The sequence below is a fragment of the Sphingopyxis sp. BE235 genome, from assembly GCF_031457175.1.
Taxonomy (GTDB): Bacteria; Pseudomonadota; Alphaproteobacteria; order Sphingomonadales; family Sphingomonadaceae; genus Sphingopyxis.
This window is the reverse complement of record NZ_JAVDWC010000003.1, coordinates 1-16815: the sequence shown is the minus strand read 5'-3', so window position 1 is coordinate 16815 and position 16815 is coordinate 1. Positions and strand designations below refer to the sequence as shown.

General features: G+C 65.7%; 17 protein-coding genes. 10 read left to right on the top strand and 7 right to left on the bottom strand.

Annotated elements, in window-relative coordinates; translation table 11 throughout:
- The first annotated feature begins 157 nt into the window (after positions 1-157).
- From J2X38_RS13595 to J2X38_RS13570, 6 genes are all read left to right on the top strand, one after another.
- The gene (locus J2X38_RS13595; RefSeq protein ID WP_037514749.1) at positions 158-364 is read left to right on the top strand and encodes a cold-shock protein; all 207 of its coding nucleotides are present in this window, start codon (positions 158-160) and stop codon (positions 362-364) included.
- Between the two features lie 92 nt (positions 365-456).
- On the top strand, positions 457-666 hold the full coding sequence (locus J2X38_RS13590; RefSeq protein WP_310254903.1) for a hypothetical protein: 210 nt from the start codon (positions 457-459) through the stop codon (positions 664-666).
- Positions 667-705: 39 nt separating this feature from the next.
- Entirely contained in the window at positions 706-1269 is a 564-nt protein-coding gene (locus tag J2X38_RS13585) for a helix-turn-helix transcriptional regulator (RefSeq protein WP_310254900.1), read from the top strand.
- 47 nt (positions 1270-1316) lie between these two features.
- Positions 1317-1916: an HD domain-containing protein gene (locus J2X38_RS13580; RefSeq protein WP_310254897.1), complete on the top strand. Its 600-nt coding sequence runs from the start codon at positions 1317-1319 to the stop codon at positions 1914-1916.
- 168 nt (positions 1917-2084) lie between these two features.
- On the top strand, positions 2085-3212 hold the full coding sequence (locus J2X38_RS13575) for a cell wall hydrolase (protein ID WP_310254895.1): 1128 nt from the start codon (positions 2085-2087) through the stop codon (positions 3210-3212).
- Between the two features lie 43 nt (positions 3213-3255).
- Positions 3256-3642 (top strand): VOC family protein, encoded by a 387-nt coding sequence (locus J2X38_RS13570; protein WP_058539610.1) that lies wholly within the window; start codon positions 3256-3258, stop codon positions 3640-3642.
- A 103-nt stretch (positions 3643-3745) separates the two neighbouring features.
- On the opposite strand, the gene J2X38_RS13565 is transcribed toward J2X38_RS13570, so the two are convergent.
- From J2X38_RS13565 to J2X38_RS13545, 5 genes are all read right to left on the bottom strand, one after another.
- Complete coding sequence (locus J2X38_RS13565; protein WP_197411538.1) at positions 3746-5458, bottom strand: ATP-binding protein; 1713 nt, start codon at positions 5456-5458, stop codon at positions 3746-3748.
- A gap of 70 nt (positions 5459-5528) precedes the next feature.
- On the bottom strand, positions 5529-6299 hold the full coding sequence (locus tag J2X38_RS13560; protein ID WP_310254891.1) for a TIGR02186 family protein: 771 nt from the start codon (positions 6297-6299) through the stop codon (positions 5529-5531).
- A complete protein-coding gene (locus J2X38_RS13555) occupies positions 6296-7204 on the bottom strand; it encodes a sulfite exporter TauE/SafE family protein (protein WP_058539608.1) in 909 nt (302 codons plus the stop codon). Before J2X38_RS13555 ends, J2X38_RS13560 begins: the two co-directional genes overlap by 4 nt.
- Positions 7205-7310: 106 nt before the next feature.
- The gene (locus tag J2X38_RS13550; protein ID WP_310254887.1) at positions 7311-8456 is read right to left on the bottom strand and encodes a hypothetical protein; all 1146 of its coding nucleotides are present in this window, start codon (positions 8454-8456) and stop codon (positions 7311-7313) included.
- A complete protein-coding gene (locus J2X38_RS13545) occupies positions 8453-9877 on the bottom strand; it encodes a glycosyl transferase family protein (RefSeq protein WP_310254885.1) in 1425 nt (474 codons plus the stop codon). Before J2X38_RS13545 ends, J2X38_RS13550 begins: the two co-directional genes overlap by 4 nt.
- Before the next feature lie 138 nt (positions 9878-10015).
- Between J2X38_RS13545 and nhaA the strand changes: the two genes are divergently transcribed.
- Together nhaA and J2X38_RS13535 are read left to right on the top strand one after the other, a co-directional pair.
- On the top strand, positions 10016-11299 hold the full coding sequence (gene nhaA, locus J2X38_RS13540) for a Na+/H+ antiporter NhaA (protein WP_310254884.1): 1284 nt from the start codon (positions 10016-10018) through the stop codon (positions 11297-11299).
- Positions 11299-12642, top strand: coding sequence for a hypothetical protein (locus tag J2X38_RS13535; RefSeq protein WP_310254882.1), 1344 nt, complete (start codon positions 11299-11301; stop codon positions 12640-12642). The genes nhaA and J2X38_RS13535 overlap by 1 nt, the downstream gene beginning before the upstream one ends.
- 16 nt (positions 12643-12658) lie before the next feature.
- Here J2X38_RS13535 and J2X38_RS13530 read toward each other — a convergent pair whose 3' ends face one another.
- A complete protein-coding gene (locus J2X38_RS13530; RefSeq protein ID WP_310254880.1) occupies positions 12659-14398 on the bottom strand; it encodes a D-aminoacylase in 1740 nt (579 codons plus the stop codon).
- 125 nt (positions 14399-14523) lie between these two features.
- On the opposite strand from J2X38_RS13530, the gene J2X38_RS13525 reads away from it, so the two are divergent.
- Both J2X38_RS13525 and J2X38_RS13520 read left to right on the top strand, forming a co-directional pair.
- Complete coding sequence (locus J2X38_RS13525; protein WP_310254878.1) at positions 14524-15273, top strand: methyltransferase; 750 nt, start codon at positions 14524-14526, stop codon at positions 15271-15273.
- Between the two features lie 4 nt (positions 15274-15277).
- Positions 15278-15589 (top strand): alkylphosphonate utilization protein, encoded by a 312-nt coding sequence (locus tag J2X38_RS13520; protein ID WP_310254876.1) that lies wholly within the window; start codon positions 15278-15280, stop codon positions 15587-15589.
- 89 nt (positions 15590-15678) lie between these two features.
- On the opposite strand, the gene J2X38_RS13515 is transcribed toward J2X38_RS13520, so the two are convergent.
- The coding region (locus J2X38_RS13515) for an acyl-CoA dehydrogenase (protein WP_310254874.1) at positions 15679-16815 on the bottom strand (1137 nt) is incomplete at its 5' end.

Sequence of the window (16815 nt, the reverse complement as noted above, 5' to 3'; positions counted from 1 at the left end):
ACCTTGACTTTTCGGTAAAATAATTTCAATGTAATTTGGCTAACGTCGCCTGCGACGGAAATTTGATGCCTAGCGGCGGATACTTCCCTTCACGCGCTACCAGCTCCTCCGGTGCTTTTGCCGGTTGATTCCCTGTTTTCGTGAAAGGAAACATCCCATGCCCATCGGCACCGTAAAATTCTTCAACAGCGACAAAGGCTATGGTTTCATTGCCAATGAAGATGGCTCGGGCGACAGCTTCGTCCACATCAGCGCCGTCGAGCGCGCCGGAATGGCGACGCTGAACAAGGAACAGCGCGTTTCTTACGAGCTGGAAACCGACCAGCGCGGCAAGACCTCGGCTGTCAATCTTCAGCCTGCATGAATGACATCCGGCCCGGCGCTCATCGGGCGCCGGGCCGGACCATTCGCCGATCGTTCGGCCCCATGCTCGCGCAGTCACCCAAGGAACATCCTATGGATATGAACGAGCTTTTCTACCGGCACCAGATGGCCCTGATGGCCACCCGCCCCCTGCACGGCGCCAGCGCGCGCCATGCCGATTTCGACCTGCCCGGCCATTATGCCGACCGCATCGACGCCTATCGCATCCGCCGCGGCATGAGCAAATATTTTGCGGAACCGGCGAGCGCCACGCCGCCGACCATCCCGCCTTTGCCCAACTAGGCCGTTTCAGCGGCGGGTCTTCGGCGCTATGTTTGCCGCGTGACCCAAGCCGTACTGCCTTGCCGCAACCATCTGGGCGCATCGCTGCGGCGCTGGCGCGCGATGAATCGCATCAAGCAGTCGGCGCTGGCGGACGAGATGGGGGTCTCGCAAACGACGGTATCGCGGTGGGAGGCGGGTGTGCTGACCCCCGGGGTGACCGAAGAGGATCGGCTGACGCGCCTGCTCGCAGCGCGGCCGAACTCGGCTGCCGACAGCGCCTTGCTCAACCTGGTGCGCCATTCGCCGCAGCCGGCACACCTGATCTGCGACCTGACGCACCGGCTTTTCGCCGCGTCGCCGGCGCGGATATCGGGCTGGCGGGTCGGGATCGAGGAACTGGCCGGAAAGTCGCTGTGGCGATTCGCCTCGCCGGGCATCGCAGAGGGCGAGGCGGCGCTGGACGCGCTCGGCTGGTACGAACCGGTCGCGCCCGCGGTTATCGTCGATACCGGATATGCGGATTTCGACGAACTCACGATCGCCGCCGGCCAGCTTCGCTACACACGCATGCCGCTTTCGGACGGCAGCTTTGCGCGGCTGGTCCAGGACGGCGGCGCATAAATTATTCGGCGGCTTGAATCGGCGATCCTGCCGGTTAGCCTCGCCGCATGACGACACCCTATGCCATCGCGCCGTCGCGCCTCGCCGCGATCATCGATTTTCTGCAGGCGGCCGAAAAGCTGAAGGACACGCTGCGCAGCGGGATTACATCGAACGGCCGCGCCGAAAGCACCGCCGAGCATAGCTGGCGGCTCTGTCTGATGGTGATGCTGTTCGACCGCGAACTGGCAGATCATGACCGGCTGAAGCTGCTCAGGCTCTGCATAGTCCACGACCTGGGCGAAGCGATTTCCGGTGACGTTCCGGCGACATGCCAAAGCCCCGACGACGGCCGGGCGGCGCGCGAGCGCGCGGATCTTGAAACATTATCTGCGCCGCTGCCCGACGACCTGGGCCGCGAAATCCTGGGCCTGTGGGACGAGTATAGCGGCGGCACGACGCCCGAAGCCCGAATGGTCAAGGGCTTCGACAAGCTGGAGACGATGCTGCAGCACCTCATCGGGCGGAACGCCGCCGATTTCGACTATGCGTTTAACCTGACCTACGGCACGCAGCATACCGTCCGGCACCCTCTGCTTTTTCAGATACGCGAACTGGTGGACGCGGCAACGCGCGAGCGGATCGCGGCATGCGGGACGCGGAAATAACGAGGTCCGCGAACCCGCCCGTCGCTTAAGCCCCGGCGTTTTGCCTGCTCCACCGCGACACATCACACAGGCATTGCAACATTTTGTTGGCGTTTCAGCGTATAAGACGGACTGACGCCCCGTTCGCGCGAATCGGCGACGGGCGGAGCGATGGAATTTGATGCGCGAATGAAGCCCGAACTGTCCCTGACCGCCCGCTCGACGTGGCGCGACCCGGTGCCGGAAAAACCGGCGGGCCCGGGACGTACGTTCTGGGCGGCAATCGTCGCGGTGGTCGCGGTCGCATGCCTCGCCTTCCTGCTGTCGAGCGGTCAGTTCCGCGCGCCCGCGTTCTTCGGGCCGTATAGCGTGTCGGTGCCGCTGAACTTTCGCGCCTATGATCCCGAACGCTGGGCGATCATGAACGCCGAGGATTATGCGGACGCGCTGAAGATCGACCCGACGCTGCCCAACCCCGACAGCGTCGGCTATGGCGACGCGGCGGCATTGCCGCCTGCCGACCCCGCATTGCTACGCGAGGAAGCCTTTGTCGGGCCGCCTGCCAAATCCTATGTGTTCCGCGGCGTCACCGCGCTCGACCGCGAGCGCGCGCATTATTGCCTGACCGCCGCCATCTATTACGAAGCCGCGTCGGAGACCGACGACGGGATGCGCGGGGTTGCGCAGACGGTGATCAACCGCGTCCGCCACCCGAGCTTTCCCAACACCGTATGCGGCGTCGTCTTCCAGGGATCGCAGCGCGCGGGCGTGTGCCAGTTCACCTTCAGCTGCGACGGCGCGATGGCACGGAGCCCAAGCAAGCCCAACTGGCTGCGCGCGAGCCGCGTCGCATCGGCGGCGCTCGGCGGATATGTGTTCCCCAAGGTCGGCCTCGCGACGCATTATCACACGCAGGCGATCTGGCCGCGCTGGGGCAAGAGCCTGGTGATGACCAACATCGTCGGCGCGCATATCTTCCACCGCTGGCGCGGGCGCTGGGGCATGCCCGATGCGTTCCGCGCGCCCTATCTCGGCCGCGAGCCGGTGCCCGGCCCCTATCTGCCGCTGGCACAGCAGCTGGCGATTCTGAAGGGTCAGGGCCTGCCGCCCGGCGCCGGTCCGGCGCCGATGCTCACCGCTGGCGCCGCACCGCTTCCCGATACCCCCGCGGCCCCGCTGCCCGGCACGATGGCCCCCGCGGCGTCCGTCGCGCCGCCGGTCGCGGTCCCCGCCGCGCAGACCTATGCAGATCCGCGCCTCAACCAGTCGGGCCAGGTCCGCGAAGAATTCAAGGGCAGCGGGGAGTGGAAACGCTGAGCCAATCGGCCTAGGCTGCCCGCTTCACGGGCAGGAGGCCATCATGGGACATGTCAAAGGCATCGGTGGACTGTTTTTCCGGGCACGCGACCCCGAGGCGCTGAGCGCCTGGTATCGCGAACGACTGGGCGTCGGAGGCGGATGCAGCGCCGACGAGAGCGTACCGCCGAACCAATGGGTGTGGAATGTGACCGCGGGTCCGCTCGTCTTCGCGCCGTTCAAGGCCGACACCGACTATTTCCCCGCCGACCGCCAGCATATGCTGAACCTGCGCGTCGACGATCTCGACGCCGTGCTGGCGCCGTTTCGCGCGGCGGGCGACGAGATCATCACCAAGGACGAGTGGGACGACCCCGCGGTCGGACGATTTGCCCGGGTGCATGACCCCGAAGGCAATCCGATCGAGTTGTGGGAGCCGCCGAAAACATAATATCGTCATCCCGGCGAAGGCCGGGATCTCGACCTACCGACATGGCGCACCGGTGAGATCCCGGCCTTCGCCGGGATGACGGTTTTGGGTTTGGCGCCGGGACTTACCGCCCCTGGCTGCGCCAGCGCTTGACCACACGCTCGAGGATTTCTGCCTCGCCGCCGGTTTCGCGCCATAGTTTCGAGAACAGCGGATCGCTCGATGCCGGGCGCTTTTCCTCTTCGAGCGTGTCGAGATAGACGCGGATCGGGATCGACACGCCCTCGCCGCAGACGATGCATTCGCGGTTACGCAGCGCCGGGATCGAATCGATGAAGCCGCGCGCGCCTTCGGGCATCGCGGCCTTCACGAAATGCTGGTCGCGTTCGTTGTTGAGGCGCATCGAGATGATCGTGCCGCACTGCGACAGCACGCCTTCGGCCAGATCGGACGGGCGCTGGGTGATGAGGCCGAGCGACACGCCATATTTACGGCCTTCCTTGGCGATCCGTTCGAGGATCTTGCGCACCGCCTGGCCCTGGCCGATGTCCTTGGCCGGGATGTAGCGGTGCGCTTCTTCGCAGACGAGCAGGATCGGGCGCTGCGGTTCGCCGCGCGACCAGATCGCATAGTCGAAGGTCAGGCGCGACAGCACCGCAACGACGACCGACGTGATGTCGCTCGGCACCCCCGACACATCGATGATCGAGATCGGCCGGCCGTCCGACGGCAGGCGAAAAATCTTGCCGATGAAATTCGTCATCGTGTCGGCGACGAGCATGCCCGAGAACATGAAATTATAGCGCGGATCGGCGCGCATTTCCTCGATCTTGCCCTTGATCCGCATGAACGGCGCGCTCGACGTCGCCTTGTCGAGCTTGCCCATTTCGTTTTGCAGAATGTTGAGCAGGTCGGAGAGCAGATAGGGAATCGGCGAGTCCACGGTAATCTTCGTCATGCCTTCGGCCAGCCGGTTCTTCATCCGCGCCTGGAGCAGGCAGCGCGCGAGCACGTCGCAGTCGGCCTGGCGGTCGCGGCCCTCGGCGGTGACGAAGACTTCGCAATGCTCTTCGAAATTCATCAGCCAATAGGGCATGGCGAGGTTGTCGACGTCGAACAGCGCGCCGATGCCCTTGAACGCCGCCGAATATTCGCCGTGCGGATCGATCATCACGATATGACCCTGCGGCGCGAGCTCGCAGATCTTGTGAAGGATCAGCGCGGCGCTGGTCGATTTACCCGTACCGGTCGAACCCAAGAGCGCGAAATGCTTGCCCAGCATCGCGTCGACATAGAGCGACCCGCGAATATCCTTGGTCGGATAGACGGTGCCGATTTCGACATGCGCGCGCTCGTCGGCGGCGTAGATCTGCTTGAGATCGGCGCTGGTTGCCGCAAAAACCTGGCTGCCGGGGATCGGGTAGCGGGTGACGCCGCGGCGGAAATTGTGAATGCGGCCGGTGATCTTTTCTTCTTCGCCTTCGCCAAGAAAGTCGACCGTCGCGAGGATCAGCCCCTCGCCGCGTTCGTGCAGCTGCTGGTCGCGGATGCTGGCGATCAGCCAGATATTGCCGACACGGACCTTGACCTGCGCCCCGACCTGCCCGGCCATCGCCACCGCGGAATCGCTGGAGGAAGCCAATTTGCCGATCGCCGCGGCATCGAGCAGGATACGCGAGGCCGATCCCGAAATATCGACGACTTCGCCGATCATCAGATCGTCGCGATGATGGTTGGTTACCGGCGCAATCGAGGCCGCTACGCCGCCGCCGGCAAGCCGAACATGCTGTGCCGCCGTCAAGTCCCCGGCGCTGAATCCGCCGCCCTGCATGTCCATGTATCCGCCCCGCCTATTGTGGTCCCCGGCCGGGTATCGCAGACGAGGGTAAATAGGCCGTGAATGATAGCTATCGGCGCCGGAAGATCGCCGAAGCGCCGTAACCGAGCACGAGCGACAGGAATACGGCCGAAAGCCCGTATAGAAAGCCGTGCCGCTGCGCCGCGAGCGCGACGAACCGTTCGAACCCGGCCTTGCGGATCTGGACATCGCGCGACGCGACCGCGAGCACGCGCCCGCGACTGATCAGATAGGTTTCGGCGCGGTAGGTGCCAACCGGAACACGCGCCGGCACGGGGATACGCGCGCGATAGAGCACGCCTTCGGTGATTTCGACCGCGGCGGGATTTTCGACGAAAAGGCCCGAGCGGCGATAGAGGTCGGTCAGCCCCGCCTCGAACCGCTCGAGCTTCTTCGCCTCCGAAAATCCGCTGGGCGACATCGACAGATTGGCGAGGCCGAGTTCAAAAATCGCCGCGGTGCGTTCGTCGACCAGCTTGTCGATCGGACGCGACGAGCCGATCGCGTAAAAGCCCGGGGACGTGCGCAGGCGGATGCTGCTGGCGTTGACCCAGATGCCCGCGACGCGGCTTTTTTCGCGCAGCACGATCGGCCGCACCGGCCCCTTCAGCACCACGACGATGTCGGCGCGGTCGTCGGGCAGGCGCTGGCCGGGATAGAGGATCGCGCCGAACAGCAGCAATTCCTCGCCGGTAAAGCTGTACTGGATATCGATTGCGCGGCTCGACACATCGGGCACGAGCCGCGGATCGGCCGCATGGGCGGCCGCGGGCGACAACAGCGCCGCGAGCGACAGGAGCAAGGCGCGCGGCGCGCTCATTGCACGGTGTAGATTTCGTCGGGGCGGATGAAGAGGTCGACGCCCATGCGCAGCGCGACGAGCAGCACGATCGCCGCGAGCGCCATGCGCAGATATTCGGGCTTCACCTTTTGCGCGAAGCGCGCACCGAACTGCGCCCCGATCACGCTGCCGAGCAGCAGCAGCCCCGCGAGGACGATATCGACGGCGCCGGTGGTCAGCGCATGGACCATCGTCGTCGCGATCGTCACGAACAGGATCTGGAACAGCGACGTGCCGACCACCACCTGCGTCCCCATGCCGATCAGGTAAAGCATCGCCGGCACCATGATGAAGCCGCCGCCGACGCCGAGCAGCATCGTCAGCACGCCGCCGACCATGCCGAGCAGCAGCGGCGCGAGCGGCGAAATATAGAGGCCCGACCGATAGAAGCGCCAGCGCATCGGCAGGTTCGCGACCATCGGGTGATGACGCCGCTTGCGCGCGGGCGCCGGCAATCCGGTCTGCGCGGCGCGGTAGCTTCCCCACGCCTCGCGCCCCATGAAGGTGCCCACGATGCCCAGCAAAGCGACATAGAGGATGTTGATCACCGTATCGATCTGGCCCCAGGCGGTGAGCAGCTCGAACAGCCCCGCGCCGATCAGTGAGCCGATCAGGCCGCCCGCGACGAGCACCCAGCCCATGCGCAGGTCGACCCCATCGCGCTCGAGATGCGCCATCACCCCCGACACGCTCGCGCCCGTCACCTGCGTCGCCGCCGACGCCGCGGCGACCGTCGGCGGGATGCCGTAAAAGATCAGCAAAGGCGTGGTCAGGAAACCCCCGCCGACGCCGAACATGCCCGACAGGAAACCCACCCCGCCACCGAGCAGGATGATGACCAGCGCATTGACCGACAGATTGGCGACAGGAAGGTAAAGGTCCATGGGCCCCGATTGCGCTCAGCGGCGCTGGAACCGCGCCGATTCCAAGGACCCTAGACCATTTTTTCGGCGTGGGGAATCGGCCGCGGCGGCTAAATTTTACCGTTCTCTAGAAGTCGCTCGCGAGCGTCAGGGCAAGGCCGCTTTCGGGGTGCGCATCGCCCGCGACGCGCTGGCGCCAGTCGAGCGCGATGCGGCTGCCCTCGCCCACGTCGGGCAGGCGGAGCGTCAGCCGCGGGCCGACATCGACGCGCGCCGCGCCGGGCTGCACCGCTCCCGCCGCGAGCGCGCCGAGGCGCAAGGATGTTTCTTCGGAACCAAGGCGGCGATCGACGACAATCGCCCCGTCGGCAAAGCCGTCGCGCCGCCGCGTCCCGACGACGCCCGCCTGCGCATAGGCGTCGAGCCGGAAACCGGCGGGCAAGACGACGTCCGAGACACCGCCGCTCGCCATGGCGGCAAGCGCCGTTCGACCTTCTTTTCCCGCGGCGACGCGCTGCTCGATCGCGAGATCGACCGGCAGCTGCGCGAGCGGGGCAAAGGCGAGGCCGAACGCAAGCTCGCGTTGCTGCGGCCGCTGCACCGCGATCGTCGCGCGGCCGTAGGCGCGGATGCGGCCGGTATCGCCGAACCCATAGGCGAGGCGGAGCCCGGCCTGACTGCCGCCGAGCTGGCTCGCGCCGCCGATGGTTTCGGGCGCATTCCCCGACCCTTCGCGCAGATAGAGCCAGCCCGCGAGCGCCCAGCCTCCCATCTGCCGCTGGATCCAGAAGGGCTTGCCCTGCCCCGGATCGGCCGGCGCGGCGGGCGCGAGGGGGAACCATAAAGGCCCGTTCGCCGCAGCGGCCGACTGCGCGAACCGGCCGGGTGGCGCCGGTAGGAGTCGCGCGAATAACGCGAGACGAAGGCTGTGACGATCGGCACCGAAGCCGCCCGAAACCGGCTCTTCTCCCGGCGTGAGCGACACATCGACCGACCGTGGTCCCGGCACAGCGAAAGCATGCGCTGCGCGCGCGCGCAGCGACGGCGTGGCACGCATCGGTGAAGCGTCCGCGCGGGGGGCGCTGTCCCGAACACTGTCGCTCGCGGCAAAGGGCGACGGCACGGCCCAAGGCACGGTGGCCGGATCGGGGGGCGGCGCGATAGCGGGGTTCCAGACGACCATGATCCGCACCGCGATCCAGCCGCCGACGCACAGGAGCAGGAAGCGCAGCGCCGGCGCGTCGCGCCGCGCATCGGCCCGGCGCGCCATCACCGCGCCACCGTCCTGGCAAAAGCGTCTTCGTACGCGGTCTCATGTTCCAGATGTTCGGTCTTGTCCCATATGACTTCGCCCGATCGCAGCATTCGCCAATAAAGACCGATCGCGCGCCGCGCCGCGAGCATCGCGATCACGTTCGAAAAAAAGGCGCGCGGCAGCGAAAGCATCGCTTCGTTGAAGCCGTACCAGCGCGCCGTGAAATGCCCGCGCATCGCCAGTCGCCAGCAGAGCATGACCGCATTGAAGGCGAGAAGCAGCCGCATGCCGTCGCCGACGATGATCGCATTCCAGCCGAGCAGATATTGTCCCGCCCAGCCCAGCGCCGTCAGTAGCGCCCCGACATACGCGGCAAGGAGAATGAGCGCGGCGAGCGGCGCGCGGCGGTCACGCCACAGCATCCAGCGTGCGATCCAGGCGCGGCCGCTGCGAAGATCGGCGTCGTCGCGCCGCGATCCCGGCCAGCCCAGATGGTCCCACCCCGCCAGCGCGATCCCGGCGATCCAGCGCGATTTCTGCCGCACCGCCTTTTCGGTCCGGCCCGGAAAGGCACCCCGCGACACGATACGGTCGCCGGCGGGTCCGACCGTATCGACAAAGCGGGTTCCAAGGCCATAGGCGCCGATCACCATGCCGATCTCATAATCTTCGGTCAGGCTGTCGCAGCGAAAAGGTTCACCGCCGCGTTCGATCGCCAGCAGCGCCAGCGCAGTGCGCGTCAGCGCGCAGCCGACCCCCGCCGACGGAAGCGGCAGGCCGAGGCGCGAACGAACGACCAGTTCCTTGCCATGCGCTTCGGCAAATTCGTCGCCATAATGCCCGCCGACCCAGCGCTCCGCACGCTTGATCAAGGGCACGACGGGTATTTGCACCATCGCATTTTCGCCGAGATAGCGGCGATAGAGCGCGAGTTCGCCTGGATGCACATGATCCTCGGCATCGTGAAGGACGATAGCGGCAAACCGAACGCCTTCCGCCCGCTCGTCCTCGGCAAGCGCCACCCACAGCCGATTGAGATTGTCGCCCTTGGTCGTCGGCCCTTCGCCACTGCCGACGACAAGCCGCAGCCGTCCATCGCGCGCGACCAGCGGCGACACGGCGAAGAGCGTCTCGGCGTCGTTGGGATAGCAGCCGACGTAAAGCCGGAAATCCTCGCCCTCCCACGCGCCAAGCGTGCGCCGCAGCATCGCGGGAAGCGCTTTGGCCTCGTCCCATGCGGGCACGAAGATCGCGAAGCGCCCCTCGACCGGCGGCGCGGTCGGCGTCAGCGACCGTCCGCGCCGGGGCGTCGCCAGCCACAGCGCGTCGAAAAGCAGGTCATCGAGCCCGAACAGCAGGATTCCGACCGATGCGAACAGCATCAGTTCGTGGCCGGCACCCAGCACCAGCCATTCCAGCCATGCGGTCGACAGCTCCAATGTGCTAGCCCCGCCCCCACCGATGACCTAATGTCATCAATATCGATATTGCTAGTGAACAGAGCAGATTTGTAAAGACGCGCCCCTGCCGGCGGCCAACCGTCAAATTTTCTGACAAACAAAGGAAATCGCTTACTCATGACCCGCAGTTTTCCGCCCCGTTCAGCATTGCGCGAATTCCTGGAGAGCGAAAGCGCGGGCGGAATGCTGCTTATTTTCGCCGCCATTTTGGCGATGATTGTTGCCAATTCGCCGCTGGCGGCACTTTATCACGATGCGATTCATGCCGTGACCGGCCCGGTGCTCACCGACAAACTTGGGCCGATGACCGTCCACCTGTGGATCAATGACGGGCTGATGGCGATTTTCTTCCTGCTCGTCGGGCTGGAGATCAAGCGCGAGTTCGTCGACGGGCGGCTCGCGAGCTGGGACCGGCGGCGGCTGCCGTTCATCGCCGCGGCGGCGGGGATGGCGGTGCCGGCGGCGATCTATATGGGTTTTGCCGGGGGCAACCCGGGGCTGGCGCAGGGCTGGGCAATCCCCGCGGCGACCGACATCGCCTTTGCGATGGGCGTGCTCGCGCTGCTCGGCAAGCGCGCGCCGACCTCGCTCAAGCTGTTCCTCGTCACCGTCGCGATTGTCGACGACATGGGCGCGGTCGCGATCATCGCGCTGTTCTATACCGCGAAGATCAACCTGCTCGCGCTCGCCGCCGCTGCGGTCATTCTCGGCCTGATGTTCGCGATGGGCCGGATGCGCGTGCGGAGCCTGCCGCTCTACCTGCTGATGTTCGCCTTGCTCTGGTACGCGATGCTGCTCTCGGGCGTCCACGCAACGATCGCCGGGGTGCTCGCGGCGATGGCGATCCCGTTCGATCGCACCCCGGGCGCGCCCGACAGCGAAACCTCGCCGCTCCACCGGCTCGAACATGGCCTTCATCCGTGGGTCGCCTTTGCGATCGTGCCCCTGTTCGGTTTCGCCAATGCGGGGGTCGACGTGAGCGGGCTGACCGCCGAGCAGATTTTCGCGCCGCTGCCGCTCGGTATCGCCGCGGGGCTGTTTATCGGCAAGCAGATCGGCATTTTCGGCAGCGTCTGGCTGTCGGTCAGACTCGGCATCGCGGGGCGGCTGCGCGGCGCGACATGGCTGCAGGTCTATGGCGTCGCGATGCTGTGCGGCATCGGCTTCACGATGAGCCTGTTCATCGGCGGCCTCGCCTTTCCGGGCGACGTACTGCTCGTCGAAGAGGCGAAGATCGGGATCCTGATGGGGTCGCTCGCGGCGGCGCTCGCGGGCTTTGCGGTGCTGCGTTTCGCGCCGCCGCATCCCGAACATGGGGCGGTCGAAAGCGCGTCCGATGCCGAGATCGCCGCCGACGGCGATGTGCGTGACACGTCCGAAAAGCGCGCTATGGCAGACTGATGCGCAAATTTGTCATTCTGTCGCTGGTTGTCGCCCTGTCGGCCTGCGCTGCAAGCGAAACAAAAACGCCGCCAAAACCCGGGGTCGCGACGCTCGACGTGCGCCGCACCGCCGCCTCGACCAGGGCGCTCGACGAGATTGCGGCAGCCTATTTGCGGCTGACACTCGAAATCGGCACGCACGAGGCCGGCTATATCGACGCCTACTACGGCCCGCCCGAACTCAAAACAGCCGCCGAGGCCGCACCGCGCGACAAGGCTGCGTTGCTCACAGCAACGCGCGAGTTGATGGCACAAATCGATCTCGCGGCGCGGCGCATTCCCGACCCGCTCGAACGCCGCCGCGCGACTTTCCTGCGCGCTCAGCTCCGCGCTGCCGAAACGCGGCTGATGATGATGCAAGGCACACGCTTCGCCTTCGCCGACGAGGCCGAACGGCTGTTCGGCGTGCGGCCGCGACTGAAGCCGCTCGCGAGCTATGATGCCGAACTCGCGAAGATCGACGCGCTGGTCCCCGGCGAAGGCGCACTCCCGGACCGCGTCGAAGCCTATCTCGACGCCTTCACCATCCCCAAGGACCGGCTGCAAAAGACCTTCGACGCCGCGATCGCGCGCTGCCGCGGCCGCAGCATGGCGCATATCCCGATGCCGGCAAACGAAAGTTTCCGCCTCGAATTCGTCACCGGCAAAAGCTGGAGCGGCTATAATTATTACCAGGGCGGCTATCACAGCCTGATCCAGGTCAACACCGACCTGCCGATCCGGCTGTCGCGCGCGCTCGATCTCGGCTGCCACGAGGGCTACCCCGGTCATCACCTCCTCAACATGAAGCTCGAGGAAAAGCTCGTGAAGGAGCGCGGCTGGAGCGAGTTCAGCGTCTATCCGCTCTACAGCCCGCAGAGCCTGATCGCCGAGGGCAGCGCGAATTATGGCATCGACCTCGCCTTTCCCGAAAGCAGCAAGGCCGACACCGAGCGCGACGTGCTGATGCCGATCGCCGAGATCGCGGTGCCGTCCGACGATCGCTACTGGCAGCTGCTTGCGGCGATCAAGCGCGCGTCGGCGGCGCGGCTGACGATCGCGCAGCAATATCTCGACGGCGAAATCGACCGTCCGACGGCGGTCGCGCTGACGCAGAAATATATGCTCGTCTCGGCCCAGCGCGCCGAACAGTCGGTGAGCTTCACCGACCAGTATCGCAGCTATGTGATCAACTACGGGCTCGGCGAGACGATGGTGCGCGCCTGGGTCGAGCGCGGCAAGCCATCGCGCGACGAGATGTGGCGGCGCATGGCAAAGATCGTCAGCGAACCGACGCTGCCTTCGGATTTGCTCGCGCGATGACGCACGAGGCGGCGGATCACTCCGCCGCCATCGCCATTTCGACGCGCTGCGGACCGCGGATCACCCCGCCGGGCGTGGGTCCCTGCATTTCCCCATCCTTGAACGTCACCACCCCCGACTTCACCGTCGCGACATAGCCGTCGGCCTTTTGCAGCAGGCGCTTGCCGCCCGCGGGCAAGTCGAAAGCGAGCCAGGGTTTGCCGAGCTTGATCGCGTCCATATCGATGACGTTGAGGTCGGCGAGATAGCCCGGCGCCAGCACGCCGCGATCTTCGAGGCCATAGAGCAAGGCGGTATCGCGGCACTGGCGCTTGACGGCATGTTCGAGCGCGATGCGCTTGCCTGCCCGGTCGCGCACCCAATGCTGGAGCATGAAGGTCGGCGAGGCGGCGTCGCAGATCGTCCCGCAATGCGCGCCGCCGTCGGACAGGCTGTTCACCGTGTCGTCCGACGCCTGCAAATCCTCGAGGAAATTGAGGTTGCCGTCGCGGTAGTTCAAAATCGGAAAATAGATGAAGCCCTTGCCGTCGTCCTTCATGAGGAGGTCATAGGCATATTCGGCCGGCGAGACGCCCGCCGCCGCGGCGCGGCCCGCGATGCTTTCGCCCATCTTCGGCTCATAGTTGAAGTCGGGGTCCATCTCAAAATGGACCGGCCAGCCCTCGGCTACGACCATCAGGAAATCGAGGATGTCGCTTTCGGGCCAGACATTCGCTTCCGAAATCATCCGTGCCTTGAACGCCGGGTCTTTCAGCTTCGCGAGCTGCTGCTCCCACGAAAGATCGATGATCTCGTTCCACGCCGGCTTGAAACGGAAGGGATGGACGGTGCCTTGCCAGGCCATGATAATGCCGTTGCCGCGCAAAGCGATCTGCGCGACGATGTTCGCGCCGGTCGCGTTCTGCTTGCGCATCTCCGCAATCTGTTCCTCAAGCGGCAGTTCCTTGGCGATCGACTGGAGCGCGGCAAAGGTCACCGGCAACCCGGTTTCGCGGCTGAGGTCGCCCATCCACTGAAACTCGTTCCACTCGCGCTTCATGTCGCTCGCCATTTCGAACACCCCGTAACCGACGCGCCCCATCGCGCGGCCGATTGCAATCAGCTCTTCGGCGGTCGCGGTGGTGCCGGGAACGAGCTCGCCGTCGATCGATTTGTGCAGCACGGTGCGGCTGGTCGAGAAGCCGAGCGCGCCCGCGCGCACGCCTTCCTCGACGATGCGCGACATTTCGGCGATGTCGTCGTCGGTCGGGATCGCGCCGGGCTTTTCGCGGTCGCCGAGCACATAGGCGCGCACCGCGCCGTGCGGGACGTGGCACGCGACGTCGACGGTGCGCGGCAGCTTTTCGAGCGCGTCCATATATTCGGGGAAGGTTTCCCAGTCCCACGACATGCCTTCGGCGAGCGCGGTGCCGGGGATGTCCTCGACGCCTTCCATCAGCGAAATCAGCCAGTCATGCCGGTCGGGCTTGGCGGGGGCGAAGCCGACGCCGCAATTGCCCATCACGACGGTGGTGACGCCGTGCCAGCTCGACGGCGCCATTTCTGCATCCCACGTCGCCTGTCCGTCATAATGGGTGTGGACGTCGACGAAGCCCGGCGTGACGATCTTGCCCGCGGCGGCGATTTCTTCGCGGCCCGCGCCCAGATTCTCGCCGACGGCGACGATACGGTCGCCATCGACCGCGACATCCGCGACAAAGGGCGCGCCGCCCGAACCATCGACGACGGTGCCGCCGCGAATCACCAGATCATGCATGTCCGCTCTCCCAATTTTTTAGTTTCACGAAGAAACCTATCATCAAAATCGCGAGATGCAAATAAACGCGCAGCCGCCCCGGCAAGACGCTATGATGGCGGGACAAGAGATAGGGAGTCGATGCCATGATCCGTCCGCTTACCCTCGCCCTGATGCTCGCCGTCTCGGCGACCCCGCTCGCCGCCAAACAGGCGGCCGCCCCCAGCTATAAGACCGCGCTCGCCGATCCCGCGCGGCCCGCCGCCGACCGGGCACGCGACGCGGCGCGCAAGCCCGCAGAACTGCTCGCCTTCGCCCAGGTCAAACCCGGACAGAAGGTCGGCGACTATGTGATGGGCGGCGGTTACGTCACCCGCCTGCTCGCCGCCGCGGTCGGACCGTCGGGCAAGGTTTATGCCTTCCAGCCCGCCGAATTCATCAAGTTCAAGGCGCAATATGGCACCGATCAGGCCGCGGTCGACGCCGCTTACGTCAATGTCGATGCCGTCGCCGGTCCGTTCGCCGCGCCCGCCTTTCCCGAGCCGCTCGACACGATCGTTACGGTGCAGAATTTCCACGACCTCTATCTGAAGCCCTTCCCCGAAGGCACGGGCGACAAGGCGAGCGCGGCCTTGTTCGCGGCGCTGAAACCCGGCGGCACGTTGGTCGTCGTCGACCATAGCGCGGCGAAAGGCACCGGCACGACGCTGTCCGACAGCCTGCACCGGATCGACAAGGATGCGGTCGTCGCGACGCTGACCAAGGCTGGCTTCAAGCTCGAGGCCGAAAGCGACCTCTATCGCCGCCCCGCCGATCCGCGTAGCGCCAATGTCTTCGACGACAAGATCCGCGGCAAGACCGACCAGTTCACCCTGCGCTTCCGCAAACCGGGATAAGAGAATGACCAGCAACGACGAAGATTATGTCTATGACGAGGCGAGCGGCGAATGGATGTCGGCCGGCGATATCGCCGCGCGCGATGCCGCCGCGGTGGCGGGTCCCGAGGTGCGCGATGCCGTCGGAAACCTGCTCGCCGACGGCGACTCGGTCGTGCTGGTCAAGGATCTGAACGTCAAAGGCGCGGGGCAGACGCTGAAGGTCGGCACCGTGATCAAGTCGATCCGCCTGACCGGCGACGATCAGGAAATCGACTGCCGGCACGAGGGGATCAAGGGGCTGGTGCTACGCGCGGAGTTTGTAAGAAAGCGATAGCACCGTCGCCCCAGCGAAGGCTGGGGCCGCCATCGTCACAGCAGGCCGCCGGCGATCCCAGCTTTCGCTGGGATGACGACTAGTCGAACCTAACCCAACCTCCCCTTCCGCGGCCCCATATATCCGAACAGGTAAGCAGCGACCTTTCGCATCTGGATTTCCTCAGCGCCTTCGGTGATGCGGTATCTGCGGTGGTGGCGGTAGATGTGCTCGAACGGCTTGTGGCGTGAGTAGCCGATGCCGCCGTGGACCTGCATCGCGCGGTCGGCGGCCTCGCAGACGAGCCGGTTCGCCCAGTAGTTGCACATGCTGACCTTGTCGGAGAGGGTGCGTTCGACCTCCTTGTGCGGCGTATTGTCCATGTCCCACGCGGTCTTGCGGATGAGCAGGCGCAGCATCTCGGCCTGCGTCGCCAGCTCGACGAGCGGGAACTGGATCGCCTGGTTCTTCGCCAGCGCCTCGCCGAACGGCTTGCGGGTGCGGGCGTATCTGACGCTCTCCTCGATGCAGTAGACCGCCGCGCCGAGCGAACTCGCCGCCTGACGGATGCGGTTCTGGTGGACGAAGCTTTGCGCAATCGACAGGCCGCCGCCCTCGGGGCCGAGCCGCGCCTCGTCGGGCACCCACACGTCGCTGAACGTCATCCTCGGATGGTCGGTCGGCATGTTGAACGTCCACATATATTCATCGACGGTCATGCCGGGGGTGCCGGTGGGGACGAGCAGGCAGGTGATGCCCTTCGCATCGCCATCCGCGCCGCCGGTGCGGCAGAAGGTCGCGCAGTGCGTCGCTGTATGCATGCCGGTGATCCACATCTTGCGGCCATTGATGAGCCAGCCATCGACGCCATCGCGCGCCTCCTTGACCGCGCGCGTCTCCATATGGGTGGCGTCGCTGCCATGGTCGGGCTCGGTGAGCCCGAACGCGGTGCGGCGTTTCCCTTCGAACCCGCCGAGGATAAATTCCTGTTTCTGCTCCTCGCTCGTCGCAAATTGCTCGAACATCTCGACGAACGGGAAGTTGCCGACGATGCTGTGCTCGTTCTGGAGATCGTTGTGGAGGCCGAGGCCCTTCGCGGCGAAGTGCTCGCGGATCACCGCCATCCAGAGGTTGCTGCCATCCTTGCCGCCATATTTCTTCGGCGCCGAGAAGCGCCAGTGGCCCGCGGCATCGGCCTTGCGCGTCGCGGCTTTGAGCAGCGCTTCCCACTCCTCGCGCGGCAGGCC

Coding starts and splice junctions, on each gene's coding strand:
- J2X38_RS13565 (WP_197411538.1), bottom strand. CDS start 5,458: ATGGACATGCAGGGCGGCGGATTCAGCGCCGGGGACTTGACGGCGGCA.
- J2X38_RS13570 (WP_058539610.1), top strand. CDS start 3,256: ATGGGACATGTCAAAGGCATCGGTGGACTGTTTTTCCGGGCACGCGAC.
- J2X38_RS13555 (WP_058539608.1), bottom strand. CDS start 7,204: ATGGACCTTTACCTTCCTGTCGCCAATCTGTCGGTCAATGCGCTGGTC.
- nhaA (WP_310254884.1), top strand. CDS start 10,016: ATGACCCGCAGTTTTCCGCCCCGTTCAGCATTGCGCGAATTCCTGGAG.
- J2X38_RS13530 (WP_310254880.1), bottom strand. CDS start 14,398: ATGCATGATCTGGTGATTCGCGGCGGCACCGTCGTCGATGGTTCGGGC.
- J2X38_RS13535 (WP_310254882.1), top strand. CDS start 11,299: ATGCGCAAATTTGTCATTCTGTCGCTGGTTGTCGCCCTGTCGGCCTGC.
- J2X38_RS13560 (WP_310254891.1), bottom strand. CDS start 6,299: ATGAGCGCGCCGCGCGCCTTGCTCCTGTCGCTCGCGGCGCTGTTGTCG.
- J2X38_RS13525 (WP_310254878.1), top strand. CDS start 14,524: ATGATCCGTCCGCTTACCCTCGCCCTGATGCTCGCCGTCTCGGCGACC.
- J2X38_RS13520 (WP_310254876.1), top strand. CDS start 15,278: ATGACCAGCAACGACGAAGATTATGTCTATGACGAGGCGAGCGGCGAA.
- J2X38_RS13580 (WP_310254897.1), top strand. CDS start 1,317: ATGACGACACCCTATGCCATCGCGCCGTCGCGCCTCGCCGCGATCATC.
- J2X38_RS13595 (WP_037514749.1), top strand. CDS start 158: ATGCCCATCGGCACCGTAAAATTCTTCAACAGCGACAAAGGCTATGGT.
- J2X38_RS13575 (WP_310254895.1), top strand. CDS start 2,085: ATGAAGCCCGAACTGTCCCTGACCGCCCGCTCGACGTGGCGCGACCCG.
- J2X38_RS13590 (WP_310254903.1), top strand. CDS start 457: ATGGATATGAACGAGCTTTTCTACCGGCACCAGATGGCCCTGATGGCC.